Origin of the sequence: Mesorhizobium sp. M1399, assembly GCF_040317735.1 — a bacterium.
Classification (GTDB): domain Bacteria; phylum Pseudomonadota; class Alphaproteobacteria; order Rhizobiales; family Rhizobiaceae; genus Mesorhizobium.
In genome coordinates, this window is record NZ_JAMYKZ010000004.1 from 304125 (window position 1) to 316890 (window position 12766).

The window sequence follows — 12766 nt, forward strand, 5'->3', positions numbered from 1 at the left end:
TCCCCTTCTCACGGTTCGCAGCTGACGGCTGGGGTTCTGAGCGGCAAGGTCATCTTGCAGCAAGGGTAGTAGCCACCCTTGTCGCGGTCGGACTGCCTGTAGAAGCAGAGCCCGACATCGACCCTGTCGCCAGGATAATGGCCGGTGATACCGATCGTGAATGGCGCGCCGGGCGCATGCGACAGGGGCGAAGTCACCCCGACGCCAGGCGTCCTGGACAGAGCCTTGATCGAATCGCCGCCGAAGCCGGTATGGTCATGAAGATAGAGATCGGCCTCGAGGCCGGAGGGCGTGCAGAAATACTCGACATCCTCGACATCAAGGCAAGGAGGCAGATTGCCGGGGGGCGGGAAGTCCGGCGGATAGAACGGTGGCAGATAGCCGCCCGGCACCTGCTCGTAATAGCCGGCACGGCCTTCGCAGGGGCGCCAGACCTCGACGTCGCCGACATGGCCTTCCACTTCCGGGTCTTCGAAATAAGTGTCGAAATCGACGAACCACGAGCCGAAAGGCGGCACGTTGGCCGGCCTGACCAGCGCCGTCGGCGTGATCTGCACGCCGTGCACGGCAAGCGGCCCCCCGGCTGCGAGCTGTTCGGCGAGCGCCGGGTTGTCGCGCAACTTGTCGCCGGTATCGACCAGCGTGTCGGTGCAGATGCCGGTATCGAGATTGCCTTCGGAATCGTAGCCATATTGCAGGTCGAGGCCGCCGGCCGACTGCCGGTTGTCTTGCGGGAAGCCGACCGCATATTCCTGCGGCACTTCCACCCAGACCGATTCCGTTGCCGGATCGTCCGGATTTTCGCGCCAGTAGCGGATGACCTCACCCTTGCCGGAATCGGCGAACTGGCTGTAGTCGTAGCGGTTTTCCACCGGGCCGCGCTGAGCCAGATACATGAAGCCCTTGTTGTCAAAGGCGATGTCGGTGACCGCGTAATCCTTGTCGGCCTTGACGGTCAGCTCCCAGCGCGGGTCGCCGAAGCTGCCGTCGCCGGCAATGCCCACCGACCAGATCTCCGCCTTTTCCCCGACCGAGTAATAGAGCCGGCCGCCACGATAGGCGACCGACCAGACGCGGCGCTCGTCCTGTGTGTAGCCCCAGCTATCGGGGTCCTCGCTGTCGAAGGCAGCACCCTGGATGTCCATCACCGAGCCGTCGTCGGCGACTGGGGGCAGCCCGTGCGCCGGGCGGCCGGCGACGCCGTGGTCGAACGTGTCGACTAGCGCGCCATTGGCGTCGATGCGGTGGATAAGGCCGGTGTCGAGATCGCTGGCGAAGAACTGGCGGTGGATATTGTCGAAAGTGACGTCGCCGATGCCGGGACCGCTATTGGCGTCGATATCGGCGAATTTCGAGACGGCGCCGGTGATGCCATCGATCTTCCAGATCGTTCCGGGGCCGCCGCCGTTTTCGGTGCCGAACTGGCCGTCCATGAAGACCGCGTCAGCCGTGCCGCGGCGCTGCCGCTCCGGCCGGCCGTCGGCATCGCCGTCTGGTGTGACGATGCGGATGCCGTGCAGCGAGGTGGCGCCGGCATAGAGGTTTGGAATGGCCGAGGGAACGCCGTCGCGCACGCCGTCGTCATAAGTGATGCCGAACACCTGGCCGATTTGCTCGGCCGTGACCTCGAAGGGTGGCGGGGTGAAGACCAATTGGCCAGACGCCGGCCCGCCCAGCCTTGAAACGTCGAAGACGCGCAAGGTTGCGCGCGCCGTGTCGATGAAGGTCTCGTCGACCGGATCGACGCCCGGCGGCAGGCCTTCCTCGAAATTGGGGATGATGGTGCCAGAGAATCCGGTCACTGCCATCGAGCCGGGATAGATGATCTGGGTTTCCTGGGCCTGTGCCGAGCCGCCGAGCCAGAGCCCAGCGGCGAGTGCCAAGGCCGATAATCCGCTGGCAGCCTGGATTGCGCGGCGCAAATGGCCGGCACGAGAGCGCACGGACGCGCCATGGTCGCAAGACATGGATCTCCCCCCACAGGTCATGGGAGAAACATCCGGTCTCGGCGCGCAAATCAGGGCAAGGCGCGGCGTTCCGGCACGTTCATCCCTGATCGAATTGTCTGCTTTCCTCACCGTCATGATACGCCGGCGTCCGCGCAGGGTCAACGGAACCAGCGGAAAGCCCAGCGCATCGACCCGGTCCCGAAGGCGACTGTCGCGCTGAGTTCCTGCTGTTCCCGGAGACCATCGAGCCTCTGGATCTGTGGTCATGGGGCTTTCCTTTCCGGGGCCGCACCACGCGGCACCTGAGCGTCAGTCGCGAGGTGAGGCGGAAAGGTTCATGGACCGGGGCCGGGCCGGCTGGATCACGGCCGGAAAATACGGGCCTGCCGGTCCCGAATCCGATCAACCGCGATGAATGGTGAACGCCTTGCGCAGAATGCTTGCGCGCCACGCAGCCTGTTCTTATATACGCGCCAAGCCGTCCAGCGCCGAATGCCGGTTGCCGGAGCGGAATTTCTTGTGAACAGGGGCTTTCGTCGGAACGCCTGTACGGGTCCTGAGAGCCTGCTTAGCGGAGAGATTAGAGAAATGGCAAAAGTAATCGGTATCGATCTGGGAACAACCAACTCCTGTGTCGCCATCATGGACGGCAAGGAATCCAAGGTCATCGAGAATGCGGAAGGCGCGCGCACGACCCCTTCGATCGTCGCCATCAACAGCGACGGCGAGCGCCTCGTCGGCCAGCCGGCCAAGCGCCAGGCGGTCACCAATCCTGAAAACACCATTTTCGCGGTCAAGCGCCTGATCGGCCGCCGCTATGACGATCCGGTGACGGAGAAGGACAAGAAGCTTGTCCCCTACAAGATCGTCAAGGGCGACAATGGCGATGCCTGGGTCGAGGCCGGCGGCAAGAACCAGTCGCCCAGCCAGATCTCGGCGATGATCCTGCAGAAGATGAAGGAAACGGCGGAAGCCTATCTCGGCGAAAAGGTCGAGAAGGCGGTCATTACCGTTCCGGCCTATTTCAACGACGCCCAGCGCCAAGCCACCAAGGATGCAGGCAAGATCGCCGGCCTGGAAGTGCTGCGCATCATCAACGAGCCGACGGCGGCAGCACTTGCCTATGGCTTGGACAAGAAGGAAGGCAAGACGATTGCCGTCTATGACCTTGGCGGCGGCACGTTCGACATTTCGGTGCTCGAAATCGGCGACGGCGTGTTCGAAGTGAAGTCGACCAATGGCGACACCTTCCTCGGCGGCGAGGATTTCGACATGCGTTTGGTCGAATATCTGGCGGCCGAGTTCAAGAAGGAACAGGGTATCGATCTGCGGAACGACAAGCTCGCCCTGCAGCGCCTCAAGGAAGCGGCAGAAAAGGCCAAGATCGAGCTGTCGTCCACCACGCAGACCGAGATCAACCTGCCCTTCATCACCGCCGATGCCAGCGGCCCTAAGCACCTGACGCTAAAGCTGACGCGTGCGAAGTTCGAGAGCCTTGTCGAAGATCTCGTCCAGCGCACCATCGAGCCCTGCAAGGCGGCGCTCAAGGATGCCGGCCTCAAGGCCGCTGAGATCGACGAGGTCGTTCTGGTCGGCGGCATGACCCGTATGCCCAAGATACAGGAGATCGTGAAGCAGTTCTTCGGCAAGGAACCGCACAAGGGCGTCAACCCGGATGAGGTCGTCGCACTTGGCGCTGCCATCCAGGCCGGCGTGCTGCAGGGCGACGTCAAGGACGTGCTGTTGCTCGACGTGACGCCGCTGTCGCTCGGCATCGAGACGCTGGGCGGCGTATTCACGCGGCTGATCGAGCGCAACACGACGATTCCGACGAAGAAGAGCCAGGTGTTCTCGACGGCTGAGGATTCGCAGTCGGCGGTGACCATCCGCGTCTTCCAGGGTGAGCGTGAAATGGCCGCCGACAACAAGGCGCTCGGCCAGTTCGACCTGGTCGGCATCCCGCCTGCGCCGCGTGGCGTGCCGCAGATCGAGGTCACGTTCGACATCGACGCGAACGGCATCGTCAACGTTTCGGCCAAGGATAAGGGCACCGGCAAGGAGCACCAGATCCGCATCCAGGCGTCTGGCGGCCTTTCGGACGCTGACATCGAGAAGATGGTCAAGGATGCCGAGGCCAATGCCGAAGTCGACAAGAAACGTCGCGCACTGGTCGAGGCCCGCAACCAGGCCGAGGCTCTGGTGCATTCCTCGGAGAAGTCGCTGAAGGACTATGGCGATAAGGTCTCGGAGACCGACCGCACGGCGATTGCCGATGCGATCGCGGCGTTGAAGACCGCTGCCGAAGGCGATGATGTGACCGAGATCGAGGCCAAGACGCAGACGCTCGCCGAAGTCTCGATGAAGCTCGGCCAGGCGATGTACGAGGCTTCGCAGAAGGAAGCCGCCGAGGCCGACGCCAAGGCTGATGCCGCCAAGGACAGCGATGTGGTCGATGCCGATTTCGAGGAAATCGACGAAGACGACGAGAAGAAGAAGTCGGCCTGAACCGCCTGACGGTACAGGTAAGCAAAAAGCCCGGCGCACAGCCGGGCTTTTTTGCAACCCTTTGCCGGAAAAACGCCGAGCTACCCGAAAAAATGCGGACAAAGCCTCGTAGACACTGGCATCCCGGCTCCATCACACCTAAATCGGAACAGCGTGCCGGCAAACGACGCAACGATACTTCAAGACGTTGACTATCCGGACTGCGGGAAAACATGAAAGCTGATTTTTACGAAACGCTGGGCGTGCAAAAAGGCGCCGACGAGAAGGAGCTCAAGAGCGCTTTCCGCAAGCTGGCCATGCAGTTCCATCCCGACCGCAACCCAGGCGACCATGCCTGCGAGCACAAATTCAAGGAAATCAACGAAGCCTACGAAACGCTGAAGGACCCGCAGAAGCGCGCCGCCTACGATCGCTTCGGCCACGCCGCCTTCGAGCACGGCGGCATGAATGGCGGGGCGCAAGGCTTTGGCGCCGGCGGCTTCGCCGACATTTTCGAGGACATTTTCGGCGACATGATGGGCGGGCGCCAGCGTCGCTCGTCCGGCGGTCGCGAGCGCGGCGCCGACCTGCGCTATAATATGGAAATCACGCTGGAAGAGGCATTTTCCGGCAAGACCGCGCAGATCCGCGTGCCGGCATCGATCTCCTGCTCGGAATGCTCGGGCAGCGGCGCCAAGCCCGGCACCCAGCCCGTCACCTGCTCGATGTGCAACGGCCACGGCAAGGTGCGCGCCACGCAAGGGTTCTTCTCGATCGAGCGCACCTGCCCGCAATGCCAGGGGCGCGGCCAGACCATCAAGGATCCATGTCCGAAATGCGCCGGCCAGGGCCGCGTCACCGAGGAGCGCTCGCTGTCGGTCAACATCCCTGCCGGGATCGAGGACGGCACCCGCATCCGGCTTGCCAATGAGGGCGAGGCCGGCCTGCGCGGCGGCCCATCGGGCGATCTCTACATCTTCCTCGCGGTCAAGCCGCACGAGTTCTTCCAGCGCGACGGCGCCGATCTTTATTGCAAGGTGCCGATCTCGATGACGACGGCAGCACTTGGCGGCTCGTTCGAGGTGACGACATTGGACGGCACCCAGACGAAGGTGAAGGTGCCGGAAGGCACCCAGAACGGCCGCCAGTTCCGCCTCAAGGGCAAGGGCATGCCGGTGCTGCGCCAGCCCAATATCGGCGACCTCTACATCCAGACCGTGGTCGAGACGCCGCAGAACCTTTCGCGCCGCCAGCGCGAATTGCTGGAGGAATTCGAGCAGCTTTCCTCAAAGGACAATTCGCCCCAGTCGAGCGGATTTTTCGCCCGCATGAAGGACTTTTTCGAAACGTTCGGCGAGCATTGAAGCTGATCCCTGGAAACGCTTCCCGAGCGTCATCAACACCTTATCCGGGGATTCGCCTTGTCTTGCACCTCGTAGCTGCTAAGTAGCATGCGAGGGAGCGTTGAGGAGGACTTTCGATGACGCGTAGTCCCGGACTGCGAAAGACGCTGGCGGAAAAGTTCGACGACGAACTGAAGTTCTTCAAGGGCTGGATCGACAAGCCGAAGGCGGTCGGTTCGATCGTCCCGACCAGTTCCATCACCGCGCGCAAGATGGCCTCGATCGTCAATCCGAAATCCGGCCTGCCGGTGCTCGAGGTCGGGCCTGGCACAGGCGTCATCACGCGCGCCATCCTCGCTCAGGGCATAAAGCCTGAAAATCTCTACGCGGTCGAATATTCCACTGATTTCGTGCGCCATCTGCGCCAGCTTTATCCAGGCGTCAACGTCATCGAGGGCGACGCCTTCAATCTCGACGCGACGCTCGGTGACAAGCGCGATCTGGTCTTCGATTCGGTGATATCGGGCGTGCCGCTGCTCAACTTCCCGGTCGCCCAGCGCATCGCCTATGTCGAGAGCCTGCTCGACCGCATCCCGGCGGGCCGGCCGATCGTGCAGCTGACTTACGGGCCGCTGTCGCCGATCCCGCCGGGCCGCGGCGACTATACGGTCGAGCATTTCCATTTCGTCATCCGCAACATTCCGCCGACGCAGCTTTGGATCTACCGACGCGGGGCCGCCTGAATTGCAGCGTTGGGTTTTGAATAGCACTTGTCTTATACCCATCGGGTGACAAGGCAGACCCCATGGCTGTGATCCCGAAAATTCTCGTCGTCGCCGGTTCGGTGCGCAGCGGCGCCTATAGCGCCAGGACCGCCGACGTTGCGCAGAAGGAACTTGCCATGCAGGGCGCGGAGGTGACCCGCATCTCGCTCGCCGACTATCCGTTGCCGATCCTCGACCAGGATCTGGAAAAGGAAGAAGGCATTCCCGAAGACGCCGTCAAGCTCGGCCGGATGATCGCCGCCCATGACGGGCTGCTGATCGCGACGCCCGAATATAACGGCTCCATTCCACCGCTGCTCAAGAACACCATCGACTGGGTAAGCCAGCTGCGCAAGGATGGCGGCCGGACGTTCAGGCCGCTTGCCGGCAAGGTTGCCGGCCTCTGCTCGTCTTCCAACGGACCCTTCGGCGGGATACGCTGCATCAACCATCTGCGCGCCGTTCTGGTGCGCTGCCGGATGGAGGTGGTGACACCGGAATGCTCGGTGCCGGAGGGCGGCAACGCCTTCGACGACGAGGGCAACTTCAGGGACGAGAGACTACGCCAATCGATGGAGCACCTATGCCGAACGCTGATCGAAACCTCGCGCATGCTGTCGACGCGGATCGAGGCATGATCCCGGACGCCGCGCATGCCGACACGATGCAGGAAAGGCTGATCGTCGGCCTCGACCTGCCGACGCTGAAGGAAGCCGAGAAAGCGGTGCGCGAGCTCGACGGGATCGTCTCCTTCTACAAGATCGGTTACCAGCTCGCCTTTGCCGGCGGGCTCGACTTCGCCCGCGAGCTGGCCAGCGGCGGCACCAGGATCTTTCTCGACATGAAGCTGCTCGACATCGATAACACGGTGGCCAAGGGGGTCGACAACATCGTCAGGATGGGCATGAGCATGCTGACCATCCATGCCTATCCGAAGACGATGAAGGCGGCGGTCGAGGCTGCGAAGGGCAGCGACCTTTGCCTGCTCGGGGTCACCGTGCTGACCTCGATGGACGAGCAGGACGTGATCGACGCCGGCTATGAATATGATCCGCATACGCTGGTGCTGAGGCGCTCCGAGCAGGCGCTACATGCCGGCATGGGCGGCATCGTCTGCTCGGCCGAGGAAGCGGAGGCGGTGCGCCGCATCGTCGGCCCCGACCTGGCCGTCGTGACGCCGGGGATCCGGCCCACGGGCAGCGACCATGGCGACCAGAAGCGGGTGGTGACGCCGGCGCAGGCGATCCGCAACGGCTCCAGCCACCTCGTGGTCGGCCGGCCGATCGTCGGCGCGGCCGACCGGCGGGCGGCAGCTGAAGCCATCCTCGATGAAATGCGCTCGGCATAAGGACCAAAAACCAGGAGAAACCGATGCCCAAGGGATACTGGATCGCTCGCGTCGACGTGCGCGATGCGGAAGGCTACAAGGACTATGTCGCAGCCGCCAAGCTGGCCTTCGACCGCTTCGGCGCCAAGTTCCTGGCGCGCGGCGGCGCGCATGAGAAGGCCGAGGGGCCGGGCCGCGACCGCAATGTGATCATCGAGTTTCCGTCGCTTGCGGCGGCGCATGACTGCTACCACTCGCCCGAATACCAGCGCGCGGTCGCGATCCGCCAGAAGGTGGCTGATGGTGAAATCGTGCTGGTCGAGGGGATTTAGGCGCGAAGTCGGTTCATCGCGGTCTCGGCCATCGCATTGGCGAGGCTCAGGCCCCATTGCTGGCGACAGTAATCGCGGAAATCGAAGCAGGGCAGGCCGGGGCAGACCTCGAACTCGATGAGGTGCACGCTGTCGTCGGCTTCGACCCGGAAGTCGATGGAAAACACATCCCGCAGGCCAAGCCCGACCATCAGGCTTTCGGCGATGCGACGAATTCTTGCATCGGCTCGAGGCTGGCTGGCGCCAACGGGAAGCAGCAACGGCTCAGCGTAATTTCCCGCGGCTTTCGCCGCTACACCGGTATCGCCGTAAAGCGCCAGGCTGTCCTGCATGGTCTGGAAATCGCTGCCCGAATCGACAAGGGCGATGCCGATCGCCTCGGCGCCGGTATCCGGCTTCAATCCGAGAAAACTGGCGCGCGCGTTGCGGCCGGCGACATAGGGCTGGACCACGACATCGTCGCGATAGGCGGCGAAGACGCGCCGGCTAAGCTCCAGCGCGTGGCCGAGATCGTGGCAGCGCGAATCCGGCCAGATGCCGATCTTGGCGCCGAGCCGGTTCGGCTTGACGAACCAGCCGGCGGGCGAGTCCGGCGGCGCGACCAGCCAGGCTCCGTCACGGGCAAGGCCCGCCCGCGGCACCGGCAAGCCAAGCGCGCCGAGCACGGCGCCGGAACGGAACTTATCCTGACAGAGCGCAAAAAGCGCATCGTCGGCGCCGATCGCCTTCAGGCCGTTCAGCCGTGCCAGAGCTGGTGCCGCGCCGCCGCGGAAATAGGCGATGCCGTCGGTCAGTGTCCAGACGAGCGTGGTCTTCGGGTCCTCGCCGGCGAGAACGCTTGCGGCGGCGTCGAGTGTCACCGGCGCAAACGACAAGCCGCGCTTCTGGCAAGCGGCGGCAAGTGCGTCGAATTCAGCAGCGATGTCGGTCGATTGCGCCAGATAGGAGGCGATTTCGACGGCACGCTCCGGCACGTGGTTATCGGCGACCAGCCGATCGAAGCAGGCCTTTTCCGGCTCGTAGACAAGGATCAGCTTCGGCTTGCGGCTTGACATGGGTGGAACGGCTCCTGGCAGCACGATTGCCTACCATCGCACGGGGAACGCATTCGGCTTGCGCGGAACCGACGTTGATCGGACGCCTGCACGACAGCAAGCGCACCATCTTCTTGTTTGACCATGATCTTTTCCGAACCAAAGGTTCGGGACCATGGTCTAGCCAATCAGCACGCGCGGCTCGAAGCGACCATTGACTGGAATGTCGAGCATAAACGTCATGCCGGCTTGCGGGTCGAGCAGGCGCTGCTTCTCGCTCTTGCCGGACCAGGCGGAGGTGACCGCGATCCGGTCGGCATTCCTGCCGACAAAAGCCGGACAGGACGGCTGCGTCGCCGGCATCGCCACCGAACGGACAAGCTTGCCGTCGGGTCCATAGGCTTCGACGACGCTGCCGCCCCAGCAAGCGTTCCACAATATGCCGTCGCGGTCGAGCACCGAACCATCGATATAGCCCTTGGCCGAACGGTGATCGACGAAGACCTTCGGTTCGCCAACCGGCAGGCCGGTCGCAGGATCGCAGCCGACGCGCATCAACAGCCCGGTGCTGGTGTCGGTATAATGGGCGATGGTCCCATCTTCGGAAAAGCAGATCGAATTGGGCACCGTGAGATCCGCATAGAGCCGGCGCAGCTCGCCCTTGAAGAACCAGTAAATAGAACCGGCGGCCTTCTCCTCGCCCTTACCCATGGTGCCGACCCAGAGGGCGCCGCAGGGGTGAACGCGGGAATCGTTCGAGCGGGTGACCGTATTATCGGCCTCGATCGGCGTGTGCAGCGTCAGCTTGCCGGTCGCGACATCGCGGACATGCAGGCCGGTCTCGGTGGCGATCAGCTGGCGTTGGTCGTCGACGATGGCGATGGCGCTGGCCATCTGACCGAGCTCGTGGATTTTGACCGCACCGCCGGACAAGCGCTGTTCCAGGAGCTGGCCGTTGACGATGTCGAACCAATAGAGCGTGTCCGTGGCAGGGTCATAGCTTGGCCCCTCGCCGAGTTGGCAGACATGGTCGGAAAAAACCGAAACGATGGTCTCGCTCATCATGCCGCTCCAAACGCCGCGTCCCAGGCCACGACCGCAGCCTTCGCCCGTGCTGCCACTTCGTCGATGCTCATGCCCGGCTTGAACAGGCTGGAGCCAAGACCGAAGACGGTGACGCCGGCCGCTTTGTAGCCGGCAAAGTCCTTGTCCGAAACGCCGCCGACGGCGCCGACCAGCACACTGGCTGGCAGCACCGCGCGCATCGCCGAAATGCCCGCCGCGCCAAGCACGCTCGCCGGGAAGAATTTCAATGCCGAGGCGCCGAGCCGGATTGCTTGAAATGCCTCGGTCGGCGTGAACACGCCGGGCATCGTCACCATGCCGTACTGCATGGCACGGCCCATGACCTCGGCATCGATATTGGGGCTGACCAGCAGCCGCCCGCCGGCCTTGTGCAGACCGTCGACATCGGCGGCGGTGAGCACCGTGCCGGCGCCGACCAGCGCCGTCGGAGGAAGCGCTTCGACAATACTGGCGATGGAAACAAAAGGCTCGGGCGAGTTGAGCGGCACCTCGATTGCTTCGATGCCGGCGCCGAAGATCGCCTGGCCGATCGCCACCGCCTCGCTTGGCTTGAGGCCACGCAGGATCGCGACCAGACCCCGCTTGAGCTTTGGAAAAGGTGCGGTTTCGGTCATGCGGCAACTCCATTTTTGGCGATCATGCCATTTTCGCGCGCGGCTTCGGCAAGGCCGGCACGCACCGCCTCATCGGCGTCGACCGCCCTGAAAGCGAGCCCGGCAAGGCCGAGCGCCTCGGCATAGAGCCTGCCGAGTGCGCCCGATGCGATCAGCACGACGGGCACGGCGCTTGCCCCATAGCGGCTATTTGCCGAAGCGATCTCGCCGCCGATCAGCAGGCCGGACAGAGAGGCTGCGGCATCTTCGGGCTTCAGGTCCTGCAACAGGCTGGCGGCGCGGATCGAGAACAGTCTTGAAACGATGTCACCGCCCTCGGCCAACGCCTTCAGGCACCAGTCCCGGAAAAACGGACTTTCGGCGGCAACCGGCTGCGGCGGCTCGCCCAGCGAATGGCGCAGGATCGAGTGCGCAGCCAGCACCGAAAACAGCTCGCCGGTCGGCCAGGTGCCGAAGCCGGCAATGGAACCGTCCTCGACCAGCACCCATTTCGAATGGGTGCCGGGCATGCAGACGAGGTGGCGTCCCTGTGCCGGCAAACCGGCGCCGGCAAGCTGCGTTTCCTCGCCGCGCATGACGTCAGGCGCATCGGCAAGGCGTTGGGCAAGGCCGGGCACGATGCGGATGTCGCGGCGCTGGCCGGGGATGCGGGCAGCGCCGGCGAGGATAGCGCCGATCGGCGCCGGCACGCTGACATAGGGCGCCTCCAGCCAGCCCTGGCGCGAACCGGCCATCCCGCAAATGATGACCGGCAGCGCCTCGGGGGCACCCATGGCAGCCAGATGCCCTTCGAGAACGGACGAAAATCCTTTAGCCTGGGCGGTGATCAGCCCGTCATCGCCGCGCCGCTCGGCGAGAACCTTGCCGGCGCCGTCGAGCAGCCACACCCTCATCCGGGTGGTGCCCCAGTCGACGGCCGCGACAGAAGGGGCCTTGCTCGATGAGATCACAGGAACCCCCCGTCGACGATCAGCATCTGCGCGGTCAGCATGCGTGAAGCATCCGACGCCAGGAACAGCACGGTGCCGACAACGTCTTCCGGCTGCATCACCTCTTTGATGCACTGCTTGGCGACGTGGGCGGCGAGCGCCTGTTCGGTGACCCAGAGCTTTCTCTGTCGCTCGGTGATCACCCAGCCGGGCGCGATTGCGTTGACGCGAATGCCGTCGACGCCGAGCTTGCCGGCAAGACCCTTGGTGAGGCCGACGATGCCGGCCTTGGCGGCGGTATAGGCCGGCATATCGGGATGGTTGATGAGAAACGAGGTCGAGGTGAAATTGATGATCGAGCCGCCACCGGCCCGCTTCATGCCCGGCGCCACCGCCTGTGCGCTGAAGAAATGCGGGCGCAGGTTGATGGCATGATTGTTGTCCCAGAACTCGACCGTGACGTCTTCGACGGCATGACGGTCATCCTGCGCGGCATTGTTGACCAGCACGGTCACGTCGCCATGCGCCTCGGCGGCTTTGGCAACTGATAACCGCAATGCCTCGATATCGCGTATATCGGTCTTGAGATAGAGCGGCCGCCGGCCGAGCTCCTTGTCTAACCGATCGGCCAGCGCCAGGCTCGGACGGTCGGCGATATCGATAAAGGCGACCTTTGCCCCCTGGCGGATAAATCCCTCGGTCAAGGCGGCTCCAATGCCGGAGCCGCCACCGGTGATCAGCACCGAAGCGCCTTCGAGGTCGGCAAAGTGTGCCGATGGCATCATGAATTCTCTCCCGGTCCAACGATCTCGGTCTGACCGGCGCGCATCCTATCCAGCCATGTCGGGCGGGCAAGGGCGAAAGAGTGGATAGTCGGGACTTATGTCCGACAAAAGGCCGCACG

Annotated in this window: 12 protein-coding genes; 6 read left to right on the forward strand and 6 right to left on the reverse strand. The window is 63.8% G+C overall.

What is annotated here, in order from left to right; all coding sequences use genetic code 11:
* Positions 1-8: 8 nt before the first annotated feature.
* Positions 9-2216: a hypothetical protein gene (locus NKH05_RS08650; RefSeq protein WP_502895966.1), complete on the reverse strand. Its 2208-nt coding sequence runs from the start codon at positions 2214-2216 to the stop codon at positions 9-11.
* Between the two features lie 321 nt (positions 2217-2537).
* Between NKH05_RS08650 and dnaK the strand changes: the two genes are divergently transcribed.
* The 6 genes from dnaK to NKH05_RS08680 all read left to right on the forward strand — a co-directional run bounded on the left by dnaK (position 2538) and on the right by NKH05_RS08680 (position 8199).
* The gene (gene dnaK, locus NKH05_RS08655; protein WP_023718912.1) at positions 2538-4454 is read left to right on the forward strand and encodes a molecular chaperone DnaK; all 1917 of its coding nucleotides are present in this window, start codon (positions 2538-2540) and stop codon (positions 4452-4454) included.
* Between the two features lie 212 nt (positions 4455-4666).
* Positions 4667-5797 carry a molecular chaperone DnaJ gene (gene dnaJ, locus NKH05_RS08660; protein ID WP_023679852.1) on the forward strand — a complete coding sequence of 377 codons (1131 nt, stop codon included), beginning with the start codon at positions 4667-4669 and terminating at the stop codon, positions 5795-5797.
* A gap of 116 nt (positions 5798-5913) precedes the next feature.
* On the forward strand, positions 5914-6519 hold the full coding sequence (gene pmtA, locus NKH05_RS08665; protein WP_352481404.1) for a phospholipid N-methyltransferase PmtA: 606 nt from the start codon (positions 5914-5916) through the stop codon (positions 6517-6519).
* A 62-nt stretch (positions 6520-6581) separates the two neighbouring features.
* Positions 6582-7178, forward strand: coding sequence for an NADPH-dependent FMN reductase (locus tag NKH05_RS08670; RefSeq protein WP_352495461.1), 597 nt, complete (start codon positions 6582-6584; stop codon positions 7176-7178).
* Entirely contained in the window at positions 7175-7888 is a 714-nt protein-coding gene (gene pyrF / locus NKH05_RS08675) for an orotidine-5'-phosphate decarboxylase (protein WP_023718909.1), read from the forward strand. Before NKH05_RS08670 ends, pyrF begins: the two co-directional genes overlap by 4 nt.
* Before the next feature lie 23 nt (positions 7889-7911).
* Positions 7912-8199 (forward strand): DUF1330 domain-containing protein, encoded by a 288-nt coding sequence (locus NKH05_RS08680; RefSeq protein WP_023718908.1) that lies wholly within the window; start codon positions 7912-7914, stop codon positions 8197-8199.
* Here NKH05_RS08680 and NKH05_RS08685 read toward each other — a convergent pair.
* The 5 genes from NKH05_RS08685 to NKH05_RS08705 form a co-directional block, all read right to left on the reverse strand.
* Positions 8196-9254 carry a D-alanine--D-alanine ligase family protein gene (locus tag NKH05_RS08685; RefSeq protein ID WP_352481402.1) on the reverse strand — a complete coding sequence of 353 codons (1059 nt, stop codon included), beginning with the start codon at positions 9252-9254 and terminating at the stop codon, positions 8196-8198. The genes NKH05_RS08680 and NKH05_RS08685 overlap by 4 nt on opposite strands.
* Positions 9255-9413: 159 nt before the next feature.
* Positions 9414-10295, reverse strand: a complete 882-nt coding sequence (locus tag NKH05_RS08690) for an SMP-30/gluconolactonase/LRE family protein (protein ID WP_352481401.1) — start codon at positions 10293-10295, stop codon at positions 9414-9416.
* Positions 10295-10933: a 2-dehydro-3-deoxy-6-phosphogalactonate aldolase gene (locus NKH05_RS08695; RefSeq protein ID WP_023718905.1), complete on the reverse strand. Its 639-nt coding sequence runs from the start codon at positions 10931-10933 to the stop codon at positions 10295-10297. The genes NKH05_RS08690 and NKH05_RS08695 overlap by 1 nt, the downstream gene beginning before the upstream one ends.
* Positions 10930-11880 (reverse strand): 2-dehydro-3-deoxygalactonokinase, encoded by a 951-nt coding sequence (locus NKH05_RS08700; RefSeq protein ID WP_031193988.1) that lies wholly within the window; start codon positions 11878-11880, stop codon positions 10930-10932. The genes NKH05_RS08695 and NKH05_RS08700 overlap by 4 nt, the downstream gene beginning before the upstream one ends.
* Positions 11880-12647 carry an SDR family NAD(P)-dependent oxidoreductase gene (locus tag NKH05_RS08705; protein WP_352789065.1) on the reverse strand — a complete coding sequence of 256 codons (768 nt, stop codon included), beginning with the start codon at positions 12645-12647 and terminating at the stop codon, positions 11880-11882. The genes NKH05_RS08700 and NKH05_RS08705 overlap by 1 nt, the downstream gene beginning before the upstream one ends.
* Positions 12648-12766 lie beyond the last annotated feature (119 nt).